We start from the raw sequence: 18,033 nt of genomic DNA on the forward strand, positions 1-18,033 counted from the left end.
AGTATGAACAAACAGCTCGGCCTGATAGTCGACGATCCCACCGATGAGGACGGTGATCTCATTCGCTACCTCGACATCCTGATCGCTAGTCGGTGGATTGTGGGGAGCATCTTCGTCACCGTCGTTTTGCTGGGGGCCGCTTACTCATTTCTCGCGCGCCCGACATATGAAGCGGACATCTTGATTCAAGTCGAGGAGGATAGCCCGACGAGCGCGAGTTCGCTGCTCGGCGACGTGTCGTCGCTGTTCGACGTGAAGACTCAGGCCGAGGGCGAGTTGGAGATACTGCGATCGCGGACGGTGGTCGATCAGGCAGTGAACAACCTGCGTCTCTACATCGACGCGCGGCCACGTTACTTTCCGCTGATCGGCTGGCGCGTCGCCGACGACGCAAAATCACTCTCGACTCCGGGCCTGTTTGGTTGGGGCGGCTTTTGCTGGGGCAACGAATCAATTGATGTACGTGAGTTCGAAGTGCCAAAAGAGTTCGAAGGCCAACGTTTCCGGCTAACGTTGCTCGAGAACGGGCGCTTCCGATTGACGCAATCTGACCTGGACGCGCCGATCGAAGGCGTCATTGGCAGGCCTCTCGATGTCGATCAGAGCATTGGCCATCTTCACCTGCTCGTAGAAAACGTGCAGGCGAAGCCGGGCGCTGCATTCAATCTGACGCGCGAATCGAAGCTCAAGACACTGACCGATCTGCAGCAGAAACTAAACATGCAGCAGAAGGGCAAGCAGAGCGACATCATCACTGGCGTGCTGCGGGGCGGCGATCCTCAGCAGATATCGACCATCCTGAATCAGATCGGAGATGCGTATGTCGCGCAGAATGTGAAGCGGAAAACTGCGGAAGCGGACAAGTCATCGCAGTTCCTCGAAGGTCTGTTGCCGGGACTGAAGCATGACCTCGAAGTCGCGGAAAAGCGTTACAACGCCATGCGTAACCAGAGCGGCACGTTTGATGTGAGCGTCGAGGCGCAGACCTTCTTGCAACAAAGTGTCGCCGCGCAAAGCGGATTGCTCGATCTACAGCAGAAGCGTGCTGATCTCGCTACACGCTACGCGCCGGATCATCCCGCGATCGTCGCGCTCGACCAGCAGATCGACGTGATGAAGACAAGGTTGAGCGACGTGAATAGTCGAATGAAAATCCTCCCGAATCTTCAGCAAAATGCGGTTTCGCTGATGCGTGACGTGCAAGTCGCTCAAGATATCTACGTCGGAACGCTAAACAACATTCAGCAGTTAAAGCTGGTTGCGGCGGGCAAGGTCGCCAGTGTCCGCCAGGTCGACGAAGCACGCGTGCCGGAGGAGCCAGTGACACCGAAGAAGTCACTCGTGATCGGTCTTGCGGCAATCGCCGGCCTGATGCTTGGAATCGGTGCTGCGTTTGCACGGGAAATGTTCTATGGCGGTGTCGCAGACGGGCAGGATATCGAGCGTTACACAGGCCTCAACGTGTACGGCACTATTCCGCTTTCGCGTGTTCAAAAATCTTTGAACGCCGGGATGCGGTCAGGTAAGCCGGGCAAGTATCTGCTTGCTGAAATGTATCCAGACGAGCCGTCGATTGAAAGCCTGCGCAGCTTGCGTACTGCACTGAGTTTCGCAATGCTCGAAGCACCGAACAACCGTCTGCTGCTGACGAGCCCTACTCCGAACGTCGGTAAGTCGTTCACCTCTTCGAACCTCGCAGCCGTCCTTTGCGGCGGCAACAAGCGGGTGCTGCTCGTCGATGCGGACATGCGTCGCGGTCATCTGCATCAATATTTCGGCCGCGAACGTGGTCAGGGCCTCTCAAATGTGCTTGCGGGCCACGCGACGGCCGAGGCCGTTATCCAGCGCGAAGTGTCGCCGGGCCTCGATTTGCTGACGACTGGCAGCATTCCGCCCAATGCGTCGGAGCTTCTGCTTCGCGACAGCATGAGCGAATTGATGGAATCGCTTGGCTCGCGATATGACATGGTAGTCATCGATACTCCGCCAGTGCTTGCTGTCTCTGATGCTCCGACGATCGCGGCTATTGCGGGTACGGTTTTCCTCGTCGTTCGCTTTCAGAAGACGGCGATCGGCGAAATCACGGAAAGCGCGCGGCAGCTACAGCGCGCAAACGCACGGCTTAAAGGCGTTATTTTTAACGGTGTGGACGCCAGGGCATTTGGGTATCGCTCGAAATATGGTGCGTATCGCTACGTTTCTTATCAGTATCAGAACCCGAAGAGCGTGACGAAATGAGGGCAGCGCGCGTGGCGCGGCGGCGGGCGGCGAATATGCCGTTTCTCGGGCTATTGTCCGGCGGCTTTGCGATAGCTGGCCTTTTCGCCGCCATCTATCTCGGTGGTGCCGACACGCTGACCGTCTGTCTGCTGGTGCTGGAAGCCGTGAGCATCTGGTGCATAAAGGCCGAAAGCGAGCTTCTCAGGCTTTGGCGGCTATTCGCGCTCGTGTATTTCTGTGTGCTGCCCGCCGGCCAGCTGATTGCGCGCGACGAAATCTATCTGACGCTCTTGCCTCAACAGAACGCAGCCACGATCGAGTGGTTCGTGTTGAATATCGTCGGAATCTGGTCGATGAACTTTGCTCTGGTTGTGATGCGCAGCAAGTGCGTGGTGCCTGCTGCAACGCCAGACATGTCTGGGTTCGCCGTGGTTAGCCGCTGGGCATATGGTTTTGCGGTACTCGCTGTGGCGGCACTCGTGTTGATCTACCTGAAGCTTGGCGGCTATACCCAGATTGCGCAGCTCTACGCGAACCGGCTCGAAACGTCGGTTACGAACAATGATCCCCTGGAAGGGCTTGGAGTTGTGCAAGCGCTGGCCAATACCGCTCCACTCTGGGTTTTCGTATGCGTCATGCTCAGGCCGTGGCGTAATCGCCTGATGAGGATCGCAGCCTTCGTGCAGCTTATCGTGCTCGGATGGCTATCGTCTGGTGTGTTCGGCAATAGGCAAGGCATTGTGTTCGTTGTGATGTTCGCCTGCCTTATCTATCACGTGTTTGTTGCACGCATCAGCCGGCGCGCAGCGAAGACGATCGGCATCTGTGTCGCCGCGGGCGGTCTGGCGATGATCCCACTCAAGTTCGGTATCGACTATTCGGAGATCGGGAACCTGTCGAAGAACTTCGCGGACCAGCGGATGCTTCAGTTGTCGATGGGACCGCTTAGTTTTTTCCTTTTTCGGGATCTTTCGCGTTTCGACGTGCAAGTGCAGGCGCTCGATTCAGTGACCCGGCCCGGCTACACGCTCGCCTTGGGCCGCAGCTTCATTGGCGGGATGGCGGCAATTATTCCGAAAGCTCTCTGGAAAGAGAGGCCCGAAACTTTCGCTCGCGAGAAGAGCGATATCGTCCGGGAAACCGAGACCAACCAGTCCGACGAGACGACACTGCTATTTGGCATGCCGGGGGAATTCCTCGTCAATTTTGGCGTATTTGGCTATCTGCTGTCGTTCGTAGCACTGGCGTGGCTGATCGCGAGGATCGAATCGATGGGATTCAGCACCGACTGGCAGTGGATACCCGTCAAGGTTGTGTCATATCCGCTGCCTTTCCTGTTTCTCCTTTTCGACTCGAACGTCCTCGCTTACTACGGAATGCGATGGATTGTGCTGTTTGCTTTGCCGATGGCGCTTATGCTTAGACGAAGGAGCTATAGCTCGCGCCAATTCTTTCGAAACGCTGGGGTGCGTATTGAAGATAGTGCACGTGGTTGAAACATGGGCTGGCGGCATCGCGAGTTACGTGACGGCGCTGATGATCGAGCAGCGAGCTTCCGGGCACGACGTTGCGCTCGTATGCGATCCTCGAAATATGGATGTCGCAAAGCTCGGTGTCGATGATATTGACGTCGTGGCGTACCGGTCGAGTCGCAATCCATTCAGGTTCGTTGCTATCTCGCGCACATTGCGCGCGATTGTAAAGATGCAGCACGCGAACGTCATCCACTGTCATAGTTCCTATCCGGGCGTGTACGTACGCTTCAGTCGCTTCGAAGAAGAGAAGGTGCTTTACACACCGCACGCCTGGTCCTTCATGAAGAAGGACATATCGAGGGTGACAGCGATCGTTTTCGCGCTGGTCGAGAGATGGCTGGCGCGACGCTGCACGCGGATTCTCTGCATGTCGTTCGACGAAGTGCGCGCGGCCAACAGGTATGGCATTGCTCCTGACAAGCTGGAGCTTGTCTACACAGGCATCCCGACAGACACCGCGGCTGAGCCTCTCGAAGTAGAAACAGACGGTGGCGCGCAACCCGCCCCGCACATTCAGGTTGGCTATTTCGGCCGGCTTGATTATCAGAAGGGCTTTGACATTCTCGTCGACGCACTGCCGCTTCTCGAGGAGCACCTTCATGTGCATGTGTTCGGTACCGCAGTACGCGGCGGCGTGGAGATGCCAGATCCCGCATCGCGCGTCGTGTATCACGGCTGGGTCGGGCCTGAAGAGACGCAACGAGCTATGCGCAGGATGGATGTGATCGTTGTTCCGTCGCGCTGGGAAGGGCTTGCGCTCGTACCGATCGAAGCTATGCGAGCCGGCAAGGTACTGGTCGTATCGAGCGAAAGCTCATTGCCGGAGCAGGTCATTCATGGATACAACGGTCTGATGCTGCGACAGCTCACGGGCGCGTGCCTCGCGGAACAGCTCAATTCATTGTCTATCGACGAATGTCGCCGCATGGGCGCGAACTCGCGTCACGTGTTCGATGAGGCGTTCAACGCTGAAAAATTCTTCAAATCCTTGATGAACTACTATGAGAGTGCCTGACGTCTATCTGCTGCACGCGTATAGCTCACGAAACAGCGGCGACGGACTCTTGGTCAAGCTGAGCTTACGTGCGATTCGCGAGGCCGGGATCAGGCAGACCGTCACTGTCGTGTGTCTGGACCCGGAGTCGTTCGTCGGCTATCTTGATGACCCGCAAATCAAGCTAATTTCATTGTGGCAGTTCGTTGTTCGAACGCTTACACATGCATGGCGCCGGCGGGGGACAGTATTCTTCGGTGTCGGCGGCGGCTATTTGCGCGCCGGCACGTGGAAAGAGGGCTGCAAGACGCTGATTGCGCATGGTTTGCAGATTGTGTGCGCATCGCTATGGGGGCCTCGCGCACGAGTCTATTTTCCGCAAAGCGTCGGACCATTTTCAACGGCGCTGGGTAGCATTCTCAAATGGCTTGTGCGCCATCATGTGGACACCATCTTCCTGCGCGATGACAAAAGCGTGCACGAACTTGATCATCGGCGGGCGATGCGGATCGGCGACCTGGTCGTACTGGAAATCAGCAAGAGTCCACGTGTGTTGAAACTTGCTGCCAGGAAATCTTTGGCGCGCAGCGTCCGGCGCAAGGTGTACTTCGTATTTCGCGACCTGAGCGATAAACCGTATGGGGAATCCTACATCGCGAAGCTGCGGAATCTGATCAAACAGACGCCGTACGCGAGCCTGGCGTTACAGAGTGCGGGACGCGGGAATAGCGACGACGTGTTCTATCAGCGCGTGTTCGGCGTCCATTCGGCGCCCGCGCTGCGCGATGTTATCCGGCATGAAGATGCGATCATCGTGTCGGTGCGCCTGCACGGCAGTCTCGAGAGCGTGCTTGGTGGGCTGCCGAGCGTCCACATTGCTTACGAGCGCAAAGGGCGAGCCGCGTACGACGACTTGGGTTTGTCGGAATATGCATTCCACGCGGAAAGCTTTGATCCTGCCGCTGTCGCTGCTGCAATCGAAAAACTCAGGTGTGACCCAGCCCCTTTTTGGCGGAAATTGGCCAGTTCGTCGGTGGATCACCACAGGAAACTGGTGAAGGTACTCCAGGATGAAAGCAGCCCGTCGGTCACGCTTGTGATCGATGGTAATTTCCAGAAAGTCGGCGATCAGATATATAGCCCACATATGGGACATCGCAAGTTTGCGGCGCGTTTCGCGGAGAGCTTCCCTCGGGTGCGACTCGCGGCCCGGTCGTTTCCGGCGCTGCACGCGCGGGGCGAACTCGTCACCGGTGAGGGCACGCAATTCATCGACCTTGGCAGTCCACGCGGCGTCAAGGCGTGGATCATGCAGTCGCCGCGGGTGATGTGGCGTATCTGGCACGTGATTCGCAGATCTGACCTTCTAATATTGCGATTTCCGGGCAACCTTTCACTACTAGCGATGCTGCTTTGCCGTGCGAGTGGAAGGCCGTTCTCCACCGAAATCGTCGCCGATCCGGCCGACTATTTCAGCGATTCGGCTTCGCGTCACCCGTTGCGTCACGCCGCTCGCTGGGTGCATTGCTGGGCCACACGTCATGCCGCGAGGTACGGGCGGACCGTGCGGTATGTAACAGACCACGCGTTGCAAACCGCTTATCCGCCTCGCACGCAGGCGCGCTCGTTCGGCTTCAGTGATGTGTATCTTCCTGACGACGCGTTCGACTTCCGCGACAGTGGGCCCAGCACGTACGACGATACGGACGTGTTCCACATCGTTAACGTCGCAATGATGCACAACGAAAGCAAGGGACACGAAATCTTGCTGCGCGCCGTTGCCGCGCTGCGTGAACAAGCGCTTAACATCGAACTCACGCTTGTCGGAGATGGCGCACTGCGTGCCGGATTCGAACGACTAGCAGTGCGACTTGGACTTGGTGACGTCATACGGTTCGCCGGCGCATTGAACGGTGACGACGTGCTGCGCACGGTGAGCCGACACGAACTTTTCGTGTTGCCGTCGCTGCAGGAAGGCATGCCGCGAGCGCTGCTCGAAGCTATGGCCGTCGGCGTTCCCGTCATTGCGACACATGTAGGCGGCATTGCGGAAGTGCTCGAGTCCGCGAGTCTCGTGCCGCCGGACGACATCGAAGCCCTAACCGAAAGGATCGCAAGCTTCGTCACGGACGCGCAATTGCGCGAGCAGCAGAAACAGCGGCAGCGCGAATCCGTCGGGCGGTTTCGTTATACAGAACTGCAAGCGCAGTACAGTCGCTATTTCGAGGCATTGAAGACATATGGCTGATATGAAGCGAGATGTCGTCTACGTGGTGCTTGCGTCTGCGTTACCCGCCACCGGTAACTTCGTTGCGGTGGCACTTGCGCTGCGCTACCTGGACGCGGAGTGGTTAGGTAAATCGTATGCGCTTCTTGCGTTTTTTTTTGTCGCAATCGATCTGTTCAACTTCGGCTCGCCCCGCATCTTCACGGTTGAGAAGGTGCGATCGCAGGTATCAACATTGATCTTCCTTGATTGTCTCAGCGCGGTTGGCTCGACGGTGTTGTTCTCGATTGTCGGCACGCTGCTCGCACGTTACGGTGTGTTTGCGCACACGCAGCTTGGCGTGCCGATGGTGCTGGCACCGATGTGCTATGGGCTGTCGCATTACTCGCTAGGTGTGCTGCGTTTTTACGGACGCAGTGGCACCATCTGTGCAATTTCAACTGTATCCGCGGTGAGCAGAGTGCTGATTGTCGAGCTACTGATCACAAAGCGTTCGCTCGATCCGTTTTTCCCGGACCTGCTATTGCTTGTAGAAGCTGTCTACGGGGCGATGCTACTTGTTGCGTATCTGCAGTCGACGCATCGTGGGCCGCCGCGTGGCTCGGAATTCTTCCTTCCGCAAGCGGAGAAGTTCAACTTCCGTACTTTTGGCTATAAGACGTTCTTCGCGAATAATCATAAGGAGATACTGGGTAGTTGGTATGGGAATGCGATTTTTTCTGGCGCGAAGCACGTTGACATCATGATCGTCACCTTCATTCTCGGTCCAACGGCGGGATCGTTGTATCGCGGTGTGAAGAGCGTGCACAACCTTGCATTCAATTGTGGCCAGGGCATGGCGCTTGTCCTGACCGGTCGCTTTAAGAGAATGATGGCCTCGCTTCTGCATTTGCCGCAACTCCACGTTATGGTAGCGGTCGCGGTACTCGTTGTTGCGCTGACGTCAATGGCGAGCTGGTTAGCATGCCGCATTCATCTTTTCCCGACTACCATGCTCGGCTCCCATGCGACGCAGCTGGCGTTCATGTTTGTCGCATTCCTCGGCAGCACGTTGATCTTCTTCTGTCGCGTGCTATCGCTCATCGTGTTCTCAACAGATCGCACATCATTTGTCAGGATCTCAACGTTTGAAGTAAGTGCATCGCTGCTTTTGGTTTCGACATTGTCCTACGGCTTCGGATTGATCGGCGCGTTGACGGGTGTTGCGATCGCAGGCGGGCTCGTACTAACGCTGTCGTTGATGTGCAGCCGACGCGCGGCGCAGCACTCATTACAGCACTGTGGGCGATGTTCCGACAGTCGTTGCGGGTCGAACAGGCATCAATGAAGCGCAGGACTTTGCTCTTGGGGTGTCTGAGTGTCCGACCCGCCTGGATGGCTTCACGTGTGTCGGCCGAATTGACCCCGCTCAAGCGGGTGTTCGCTCACTACATGGTTGCGTGGCCACGCGGCGGCCCGGACGCAAGCATCGACGATTACATCGCGGAGTTCCTCGACGCACAGCAACGTGGAATAGACGGCTTCGCTTTGAACTGCGGTGGCTGGAATAATAGTGAGCCGCTTTATCGTGCACGCGTGCTGAAGATGTATCGTGCTGCCGCACAACTCGGTAGCGGTTTCAAGCTGTTCGTGTCAGCGGATGGCAATGCCCAGAACGAGTTGCGGGATATTGTGAAAAGTACCGCCGTTCTTCCTGCGCAATTGAGGATCGGCGGGAAGCCGGTGGTCTCAGCATATGCGCTGGGTGGAAAGGATCCCGCGCGCTGCGAAGCGCTGATCGAGCAGGCGGAATCGCTTGGCGTGTATTTTGTTCCTCACTTCATGCCTTCGACGAGCGAAGCGGAAATCGACGGTACCGTAGCGAGTGAGGTCGCTAATCGCTGCCGTGCTGCACAAGGCTATTTTTATTTCGGCGCAGCCGGCGCGCCGGAATCGCTTGCGAGATCTGTCAAATCTCTGGCTACCTCGCTGAAGTCGGCCGGAAAACTGTTTATGGCTTCCGTCACGCCTTACTATCGTGGTCTCCCTAGCGGAACGAACTATCGTGCATTCGAAACAGACGGCTTCTCTGGGATGGCGACGGAATGGCTTGCCACGATTCAATCGAATGTCGACTGGGTTCAGATGGTGACTTGGAACGACTGGGCGGAATCGACATATGTCGCCCCGATCGGCAGTCATGCGCGCGCGCAAATCTATAGTCCACGTTTCGGTGCTTTGCTAAACCATGGGGCGTACCTTGATGCGAGCCGCTATTTCATCGAGTGGTTCAAGTGCGGCGCCGCGCCTAGCATTACGCAGGATAAGTTCTACTACTTCTATCGGCTGCATCCGGTGAGCGCTAGCGCAATGACGGGAACAGACGCATCCTTGGCGGGTAGCGTTCCGCCACGATCCCGCACCGTATTGACAGAACTGATTCACGTAACGCTGTTCCTGACCCAGCCTGCTACGCTTGTCATCGCGCAAGGCGACGTACGTATGACGCATGATCTACCGGCTGGTGTCAGTGAGGTCGCTGCGCAATCATTACCCGGCACCCCGCGCTTCACCCTGATTCGCAACGGCAGGACCATTGTCGACAAGAAGGGCGGCGAGTCAATCCGGACGGATGACTTCAGCGGCGCTTTCAACTACTTTAGTGGTTCATGAGATCGAAATGGATCGGGACGTAGGGATAATCTAGTAAGCGCTTTTCCCAACAAACCCCTTGATAATAGTTAATGCAACAATCTTCAGATCCATCCAGAACGTCCAATGCTGGATGTAATACATATCGAATCTGACACGCGCGTCCATTCTCTCAATCTCCGCTGTCTCACCGCGATACCCATTCACTTGGGCCCACCCTGTGATGCCGGGTTTGATCCGATAGCGAAACATGTAGTGCTGTACGAGATCCTTGTAATACTCATCATGCTCCACGGCATGCGGACGAGGGCCGACAACCGACATTTCGCCTTTGAGTACATTGAGGAACTGCGGCAATTCATCAAGACTCGTGCGCCGCAGAAAGCTTCCCACTTTTGTTACTCGCGCATCACCCTTGCGCGCTTGAACGACAGTTCCAGGTTTGTCAGCCCCTTGATACATGGTGCGAAACTTATAGATCGAAAAGACGTCGCCGTTCATACCTTTGCGATACTGTCTGAACAAAATAGGACCGGGAGAGGACAACTTTACCGAGACAGAAACAACTAATAGTATCGGGGAAATTGCCAGCAACACGCACAGTGCAAAGACGCGATCGAATACCTCCTTAGGTAGGATGTCCCAGCCCCGCTCAGGCGTTGCAATCACATTTAAGACGGGAACACCACGATAGATGCCAAGCAGGCTCGCCGCAGGGTGGCTGTCTTCCAGCATCGGCAGTACTCGAATATTGATGAAATCGTTGCGAAACTCGTCGATCAAATGTTCAACTGGTATCGATCGAAACGGCGAGTTGACAATCCAGATTTCCCTGATCTTCTGCATTCGCACAAGCTGCCTGAAGGCGTTCATCTCGTGCACGACGGGAATGCGATCGACAGACGTATCGTTTGTTAGAGTAGGATCGAAAACCACTTCTGGAACAAAGGCGTTTCTGGTTTGTGAGGCAATCCGCATCAGCAGATCGTTTTTGGCGGCGTGTGGGGCCACGACCGCAACGCGTGCCGGTGCGAGACGCCACGAGCGGAGCATCGATGGTAGTGCATGCAAGGCGCACCGTCCCGCAACCAGCGCGCAGACCGCTATCACCGTCCACCATAACAACCAGCCGTTTCGCAGTTCGCCGCCGGGATAGGGGTGGGATATCGCAGCCAGAATTAGCTGAGCGCAGAGCCATGCAAACAGGACGCGTACAACGCTGGCAGATACCGAATCGTTGCGAAAGGGTTGATAAACCTTCGTCAATCGGAACGTTAAAAATGGAAGCATGAGCCCAAGCAAACCAATGAGATCATCAATATGCGTGAACGTTGAACTGTCATGAAAGACGATGCACCGCGAAACATAGGCAGCGCCCGAAATACAGAAGAAGTCTGTGGCCTTCGAAATGGGTGTCAGCATTGTTTTTATGCACCGTTGACATTCGGAAATAGCGTCTGCATCAGATGACTTCGCATATCTTTGCGCTGTGAGAGCGCCGGTGGTTGCGATATTCCGTCGGCGAGATATGCAAAACCTGCCGAAACAATCGCGCAAGACATTCGCCACTTGTCAGTCCACAACGTCGCGCGATCTTGTCGACTGGCAAGTCACTTGATTCCAATAACGTCGCCGCCAATTCGACGCGTGACCGTCGTAGGTAACCGGATGGTTTCACCCCCATTTCCGCTCGAAAGTGACGCAAATACGAGCGGTCGCTCATGCCGGCCGTCTGTGCGGCTACAGTAACGGTTATTGCCTTATGACAATTGCGCGTGATCCACTTCGCGCTCTCGCGAATCTTCTCCTTGATCGACTTGGCGTTTTGTGCTGCGATCGCGTTGAATTCGGGTAAGCCAGTATCGGGAATCTGTTTGAGCACCCGACGCAGCACGGACACACCAAAGTCCCGCCTGATCAATCCAAGCGCATGCCGCACAGCCGAGCGGGACTCGTAATCGGATTCGTAGTCGCCTGTTCCGTCGGCAAGCCATGCGTCACCGTGCGCAGTCGGTAGTGTTAGTTCTTGAGTTTGACGAAACGTACGGGTGATTTCCTGCGAAGGATCGCCATTGCCGATAGCGAACACTTCCTCAGGATACGACGTCGTTCCTCGAGTCCATACATTGAGCTTTAGGTATCTTGTGATGTCAGCCGCCATTTCCCCACTCGCGACGAACACCGCCCGCGCAGAGTGAAGCTGTTCAGCAGGCTGCGTCAGCACGTCGATGCTGGCCGAACTCGACACACAACCACCATGGCGCGAAACAAAAACTGTCCGATAGCAAGGCGCATCACCATGCCCGACAGCCAATATCTGATTCGCCTTGTCGAATACGTCGACGACCTCGACTGCGGGCAGCATCGAAAACCCGTCGAATACAAAAATCCCGATAACGCGAGGCTCAACGCTCGCAGCCCGGTGTGGAAGGGCTGGATCTGGATCGCGCGAAACATCGTTGTAAGCTGTTTTCATCAATGCCTCCCTGCCGCGTATCGGTGACATGGCGCGAAGCGGATGAGCATCGAAGAGGGAAGGTCTAGCTCGACCCCCCGCAATCGGATTAAGCGCGCGCCACATGGAGGCGCAGAGCATACGAAGCCGTTTCAGAGCCTCCTATCGGACAATTCCGATTAACGTCGCGGAAGTTTCGTGCGGGAAAAATTTAACGAACGCGCGCCACGATCCTTCGAAATCCCCCGTCAGAACCCACTCAATCCCACGAATTGATGCACCATTCGTGGGCATTTCACAACGAAATTCGACCCCGCCCTGACTTCAACTAGACGACGCGATTCCGCTCGGGCAGCATCACGTCCGTTGCACGCGCCCGGTCCGGAAGTACGTGCAAACAAAACGGCAAGAAGCTTAACAATTAGTAAGCATGCCGAATAAAAAATGTTAAAGAACACACGCCAACTCAACACATCCACCAAAATCGGAGATCGTCCAATGAAGAAACAGGTCATCGCGCTGGCTGCTACGGCCGCGTTTGCTGCTCCCGTGTTCGCGCAAAGCAGTGTCACGTTGTATGGTGTGATCGACGAAGGCGTCAACTATACGAATAGCGTCGGCGGCCACAGCGTGGTCGAATTGCAAAGCGGCTATGCGCAAGGCAGCCGTTGGGGCCTGAAAGGCGCGGAAGATCTGGGCGGCGGCAACAAGGCTATCTTCCAGCTCGAAAATGGCTTCGACCTGAATAGTGGCCGTTTGGGGCAGGGCGGTCGCATGTTTGGTCGTCAGGCGTACGTCGGCGTGTCGAATGACCGGTTCGGTACGATCACGTTGGGCCGTCAATACGATTCCGTCGTCGACTACCTCGCGCAAACCACGTCGAACGGTAACTGGTCCGGCTATCTGTTCTCGCACCCGTTCGATAACGACAACACGGACAACTCGTTCCGCGTCAACAACACGGTCAAGTACGCGAGCCCGGACATCGCCGGCTTCCAGTTCGGCGGCACGTATAGCTTCAGCAATGACGTGAATTTCGCGAACGACCGTCAGTACAGCTTCGGCGCGCAATACGCAACGGGCGGCTTGCTGCTTGCCGCTGCCTACCTGCAGGCGAACAACACAGGCGCAACGTCAAGCGGCGCGATTGCAACCAACGACGCCAGCTTCATCGCGCAGCGCATGCGTGTCTTCGGTGCGGGCGTCAACTACACGTTCGGCTCGGCGACGGTCGGCTTCGCCTACACGAACTCGGACTATCACAACCCGACGGGCAACGGCTATCTCGGCACGCCGGGCGCGATCGTCGCGGCAGGCTCGACGCTCAATCGCCTGAGGTTCCAGAACTTCGAACTAAATGCGAAGTACCAGTTGACGCCCGCGTTCTATGTCGGCGGCGAGTACGTGTACACGCTGGAGAACTATGATTCGTCGACGGGCAGCGCGAAGCCGAAGGTCCATACCGTCGGCCTGATGGCGGACTACAACATTTCGAAGCGCACGGACGTCTACGTGCAGGGCGTGTATCAGAAGGTCGCGGGCGACAAGACGAATTCAATCATGGACAACGCGTTCATTCTCGGCACACAGGCTCCGTCGTCGACGTCGAACCAACTCGCATTCCGCGCAGCGATTCGCCACAAGTTCTGATCAAGCAATGTAGCAAGCGACATTCGTGTCGTGAGATTTCCACGCATTTCCCGTCGCGCTTCATTCGAAGCTCGACGGGTTTTTTTCATTCGCGGATTTCGTTCTCCGCTGCGCATTCATTCACAAACAGATGAAGCGCCGCATACTGCAGCAACATGATGGTCTTGCCGTCCATGATCTCGCCGCGCGCGACCATTGCTAGTGCATCGTCGAAAGGCAGTTCGAGTACTTCGATATCTTCGCCCTCGTCGGCGATTCCGCCGCCACGACTTATCCGTGTATCGGTATCGTATTCGGCGACAAAGAAGTAAAGCTTCTCCGTTACCGATCCCGGACTCATGAACGCTTCGAACACCTTGCGCACGCATTCGACGCGGTAACCGGTTTCCTCTTCGACTTCAGCGCGAATCCTTTCTTCCGGCGATGCCGCTTCGAGCAGACCGGCGGGCGTTTCGATCAACATTCCTTCGTGTCCATTGACGAACGCAGGCAAGCGGAACTGCCGCGTCATCACCACGGTCCGTCGTCGCGGATCGTAGAGCAGCAACGTCGCGCCATTGCCGCGATCGTAGGTCTCGCGGCTCTGTCGCTGCCAGCTGCCATCGGCGCGCCGGTAGTCGAAGATGGTTTTCTTCAGCACGTACCAGTCGTCGGACAGCACCTGCACATCGACGATCCGCACGCGGTCAGCCGTTTTATCCATGAAATCCTCCTTGTTCTCGGACGGAATCATGGTATCGTGCAGATTCGTGCAAAATCAAGAAAATTCGTGCAGTTCCGAACGAACGGCACCATCAGACAAATCGATGCTGACTTCCCAACGCAAAAATCTGATTATCGAGGCCCTTCAACGCGACGGCCAGGTGCTCGCCAAATCGCTGAGCGAGTCATTCGGCGTCTCGGAAGACACGGTGCGCCGCGATCTGCGTGAGCTCGCCGCAGAGGGCAAACTGCAGCGGGTGCACGGCGGCGCGTTGCCTTCATCACCCGCGGTGGCGAATCTCGCGGGGCGCGAGGCCATCGGCTCCGAAGCGAAGGCGGCGATCGGCAGGGCGGCTGCCCGGATGATCGCGCCAGGCCAGATCGCCTTCATCGACGGCGGCACAACGGCCATCCAGTTGGCGCGCCATCTCCCCGTCGATCTGCGGGCAACGATCGTCACGCACAGTCCGAGCGTCGCCGTCGAACTGGCGGCGCACGAGGCGCTGGAGGTCGTGATCATCGGCGGGAGGCTGTTCCGCCATTCGATGGTGACAGTCGGCGCCGCCGCGATCGAAGCACTTGGCCATATCCGCGCCGATCTGTACTTCATGGGCGTGACGGGCGTTCATCCCGAGGCGGGATTGAGCACCGGCGACCTCGAAGAGGCTTATGTGAAACGGGCGCTGGTGGCACGCGCCGCGGAGACGGTCGTGCTGGCGTCGTCGGAAAAGTTGAATGCCGCCTCGGCGTACATGATTGCGGGAATCGACGCGGCGAGCACGATCATCGTCGAGAAGGGCGCGCCGGAGTCGACCACCGCACCGTTCGAAGCGCTCGGCGTGACAATCGTGCGCGCATGAAACGAGCGGACTCTATTGCTGCTCGAGAAAGCGCTTCAGTTCTGCGAGATCGCGCTCGACCCACTGCGCGTCGGCGGCGAATTGTGCGTCGCTCATGCCCGCTGTCCGGAACAGCGTGAACAGCACTTCGCTGCCTTCGCCGTTCGCGATCACGCGCATCGGTATATAGATCTCGCCGTGTCCGCTGCTCACATAGTGATCGAGCACGCCATACGGATTGCGCGGCGTGAAACGCACGTCGACGGGTTTGCCGTCCGCGCTTTCGAAAGTCCATCGTGTGCCTTCGCCGCGCAACGGTTTGCCGAGCCCCGATGCCCACTGCGCGAAGGACAGCGGATGCTCCATGAACGCGTACACCTCCTGCCAGTCGCGCGCGATCGCCACGCTGATCGTTTTCGATTCGCTAATGTCGGCCATCGACGTCTCCATATTGATTGCGGTGACGGCTGCGTCTCAAGTTTCGCGCGCGCCGTGCCGATATGAGATTGTGCGGCTTTATGACGCGTGGTTGAAAAAGCAGTCGATAGGCTGCCCATCTACACCCCAACCACCGAAAATTACCGCGATTAAACATTTTGTATCTAAGTGTTCGCGCCCCGTGTTTTCCGGTGCGTGCACTTTACAATGCGGCTTTAATTTAGAAGGCTATTCCGACCCTTTAACGGAAGATCGCATCAGATGTGACGCGGCTCCGGGCAGGATGGCGGATTGGCCCCGGCATGGCGCCGGACGGTTGAGGCCGCAACGAGGCGGCACACTGCGCGCCGTCCGCGGGTGTCGTTCGACATCCGCTGATTGGGCGAGCCGCGCGCGTCCGGTCTTTGAACGAATCATGCGGGAGAGCATATGTCGAAGAATGGATTCGACAGGACCTGGACCAGTTTTGCGAGCTTCACGCTCGCCTTGATGCTGGGCGCCTGCGCGCATGTGGGCGAGCAGGACGCGAACAAGAATGACGCGGCATCGGTCGCGCAAACGGCAGCCGATCCTGCGCCCGCCGCGCCTGCGACCCAGATGGTCGCGCAGCCGGTTCCGCCCGTCGTTTATAAGGTGCGTCGCGGCGATTCGCTGGCGCGCATCGCGCGCAGCCATAACGTAACGGTCAAGCAGGTCCTCGCGTGGAATCATTTGACGCGGTCCTCGCGCTTGCATATCGGGCAGGTGCTGAAGGTGTCGTCGCCGGATGCGGTGAAGATGGTCGCCGTTCCCGCCGGCCCGGCTTCGGCCACAGCGCAGGGTGCAACCTCCGCCAATGCGAATGGCGCCGCGACGGCTGCGAGCGGCGCATCGGGCGCCACGGTAAGTGGTGCCGCCAGCAACACGAGCGGCACCTCGAACACGGCGGCATCAGCACCCGCAACCGGCGCGCCCGCGCCGAGCGCCGCCGACGCGCGTGAAGTGAATGCCGAACTCGCCCGTCACGCAAAAGGCGTGTCGCTGATCTGGCCGGCGCAAGGCAACGTTGTCGAAGGCTTTCAGGCTGGCGAGACACGTGGCATCGAAATCGGCGGCAAGCCGGGCGACCCGATCCGCGCGGCCGCCGACGGCAAGGTCATGTACGCCGGCATGGGGCTGAACGAGTACGGCAGTCTCATCATCGTCCAGCACAACAAGGATTTCCTGACGGCCTACGCGCACAACCGCAAGCTGCTCGTGAAGACGGGCGATATCGTGCGCAGGGGTCAGCAGATTGCCGAGATGGGCAGCGAGAACAATTCGCGCGTGTCCGTGCTGTTCGAACTGCGCCGAGACGGCAAGCCGATCGATCCGATGCCGTTCCTGCCGCATCAGCGCGGATAAGGCTCGCGTCGGCTTAACCCGCCGACGCCTCGTCTATCCACCGCAACACCGCGGCGACGATCGCTTCCGGCGCGTCTTCCTGCATCAGATGTCCGGCATTCTGCACCGGCTGGAAACGCGCGCCCGGAATCACGCTGGCCAGATGCCGCCCGCGTTCGATGGGAATCCACTGATCGTCTTCGCCCCACAGAATCTGCGTGCGGCAGCGTAGCTGCGGATAGCGCGCTTCGACCTCATCGGTGTAGCGCTGGTCCATCTGCGCGATCTGTCGATAGAACGCCGGTTGCCCCACGTCGCCGAGCCACGGCGTGACATAGGGCGCAAGCTCGTCGTCGCTGATGGTCCGTGCGACCGCGCCGCGTATGTACGCGTTGACGACGGCTTCATGGATATACGCGGGCAGACCGGCAAAAGCCGCCGCATGCTCGCGCACATGACGCACGAACGGCGAGCCCCAGGGCGCGACCGCGACGGTATCGATCAACGTGAGACTGCGGTAATCGCAACCGTCGATCAGATGCGCGCGCAAGGCCGTCGCTCCGCCGAAGTCGTGCGCGACGACATCGGGCGCATCGAGTCGCCAGTGTTCGAGCAGCGCGGCGAGCAAGCCGTTCTGCACCCCGAGCGACACATCCGCACCTTCGCGCTTCTCCGATTGTCCATAGCCGAGCAGGTCGTACACATGAACCTTGCGGTCGTGTGCGAGATACGGCGCGATCCGGTGCCATACCCATGATGAAAACGGTGTGCCGTGTATCAGCACGATAGGTGGCCCGTCGCCGAAGACCCGGTAACGAACGGTTTGATCGCGATACGTGAACTGCTGATCGAGCGTCCAATGCGTCATGCGTGTTCAACTCCGTTCAACTATTCGTGCGAGTGTGGCTCGTTTTTGAGTCGATAACGCCTGACGTGCGTGATCGTGTGCCTTGCGCTCCTGCAGATTCTCACCTTTGCGA

The 18,033-nt window shown here is 57.8% G+C and carries 14 protein-coding genes; 9 read left to right on the top strand and 5 right to left on the bottom strand.

The window, feature by feature from the left end; genetic code table 11:
- Positions 1–3: 3 nt before the first annotated feature.
- From PPGU16_RS17640 to PPGU16_RS17670, 6 genes are read left to right on the top strand one after another with little or no spacing between them, the layout of a single operon-like run.
- On the top strand, positions 4–2,238 hold the full coding sequence (locus PPGU16_RS17640) for a polysaccharide biosynthesis tyrosine autokinase (protein ID WP_180723911.1): 2,235 nt from the start codon (positions 4–6) through the stop codon (positions 2,236–2,238).
- Entirely contained in the window at positions 2,235–3,716 is a 1,482-nt protein-coding gene (locus PPGU16_RS17645) for a hypothetical protein (protein ID WP_180723912.1), read from the top strand. The genes PPGU16_RS17640 and PPGU16_RS17645 overlap by 4 nt, the downstream gene beginning before the upstream one ends.
- Entirely contained in the window at positions 3,709–4,770 is a 1,062-nt protein-coding gene (locus PPGU16_RS17650) for a glycosyltransferase family 4 protein (RefSeq protein WP_238268456.1), read from the top strand. The genes PPGU16_RS17645 and PPGU16_RS17650 overlap by 8 nt, the downstream gene beginning before the upstream one ends.
- A complete protein-coding gene (locus PPGU16_RS42690) occupies positions 4,757–6,997 on the top strand; it encodes a glycosyltransferase (RefSeq protein WP_243460627.1) in 2,241 nt (746 codons plus the stop codon). The genes PPGU16_RS17650 and PPGU16_RS42690 overlap by 14 nt, the downstream gene beginning before the upstream one ends.
- Entirely contained in the window at positions 6,990–8,303 is a 1,314-nt protein-coding gene (locus tag PPGU16_RS17665; protein ID WP_243460628.1) for a polysaccharide biosynthesis protein, read from the top strand. The genes PPGU16_RS42690 and PPGU16_RS17665 overlap by 8 nt, the downstream gene beginning before the upstream one ends.
- A gap of 59 nt (positions 8,304–8,362) precedes the next feature.
- Positions 8,363–9,628 (top strand): glycoside hydrolase family 71 protein, encoded by a 1,266-nt coding sequence (locus tag PPGU16_RS17670; protein WP_243460629.1) that lies wholly within the window; start codon positions 8,363–8,365, stop codon positions 9,626–9,628.
- A 30-nt stretch (positions 9,629–9,658) separates the two neighbouring features.
- Here PPGU16_RS17670 and PPGU16_RS17675 read toward each other — a convergent pair whose 3' ends face one another.
- Positions 9,659–11,029: an undecaprenyl-phosphate glucose phosphotransferase gene (locus PPGU16_RS17675; protein ID WP_180723915.1), complete on the bottom strand. Its 1,371-nt coding sequence runs from the start codon at positions 11,027–11,029 to the stop codon at positions 9,659–9,661.
- A gap of 40 nt (positions 11,030–11,069) precedes the next feature.
- Positions 11,070–12,083, bottom strand: a complete 1,014-nt coding sequence (locus PPGU16_RS17680; protein WP_180723916.1) for a helix-turn-helix domain-containing protein — start codon at positions 12,081–12,083, stop codon at positions 11,070–11,072.
- 477 nt (positions 12,084–12,560) lie between these two features.
- On the opposite strand from PPGU16_RS17680, the gene PPGU16_RS17685 reads away from it, so the two are divergent.
- Positions 12,561–13,712: a porin gene (locus PPGU16_RS17685; RefSeq protein ID WP_180723917.1), complete on the top strand. Its 1,152-nt coding sequence runs from the start codon at positions 12,561–12,563 to the stop codon at positions 13,710–13,712.
- 85 nt (positions 13,713–13,797) lie between these two features.
- Here the strand turns inward: PPGU16_RS17685 and PPGU16_RS17690 are convergent, their stop codons facing one another.
- On the bottom strand, positions 13,798–14,415 hold the full coding sequence (locus tag PPGU16_RS17690; RefSeq protein ID WP_180723918.1) for an NUDIX domain-containing protein: 618 nt from the start codon (positions 14,413–14,415) through the stop codon (positions 13,798–13,800).
- 103 nt (positions 14,416–14,518) lie between these two features.
- Between PPGU16_RS17690 and PPGU16_RS17695 the strand changes: the two genes are divergently transcribed.
- Entirely contained in the window at positions 14,519–15,274 is a 756-nt protein-coding gene (locus tag PPGU16_RS17695) for a DeoR/GlpR family DNA-binding transcription regulator (RefSeq protein ID WP_180723919.1), read from the top strand.
- A gap of 12 nt (positions 15,275–15,286) precedes the next feature.
- On the opposite strand, the gene PPGU16_RS17700 is transcribed toward PPGU16_RS17695, so the two are convergent.
- A complete protein-coding gene (locus PPGU16_RS17700; RefSeq protein ID WP_180723920.1) occupies positions 15,287–15,691 on the bottom strand; it encodes an SRPBCC family protein in 405 nt (134 codons plus the stop codon).
- A 429-nt stretch (positions 15,692–16,120) separates the two neighbouring features.
- Between PPGU16_RS17700 and PPGU16_RS17705 the strand changes: the two genes are divergently transcribed.
- Complete coding sequence (locus PPGU16_RS17705; RefSeq protein ID WP_180723921.1) at positions 16,121–17,074, top strand: peptidoglycan DD-metalloendopeptidase family protein; 954 nt, start codon at positions 16,121–16,123, stop codon at positions 17,072–17,074.
- A 13-nt stretch (positions 17,075–17,087) separates the two neighbouring features.
- Here PPGU16_RS17705 and PPGU16_RS17710 read toward each other — a convergent pair whose 3' ends face one another.
- Positions 17,088–17,921: an alpha/beta fold hydrolase gene (locus PPGU16_RS17710; RefSeq protein WP_180723922.1), complete on the bottom strand. Its 834-nt coding sequence runs from the start codon at positions 17,919–17,921 to the stop codon at positions 17,088–17,090.
- Between the last annotated feature and the right edge of the window lie 112 nt (positions 17,922–18,033).

Source organism: Paraburkholderia largidicola, assembly GCF_013426895.1.
In the GTDB taxonomy this organism is placed as follows: domain Bacteria; phylum Pseudomonadota; class Gammaproteobacteria; order Burkholderiales; family Burkholderiaceae; genus Paraburkholderia; species Paraburkholderia largidicola.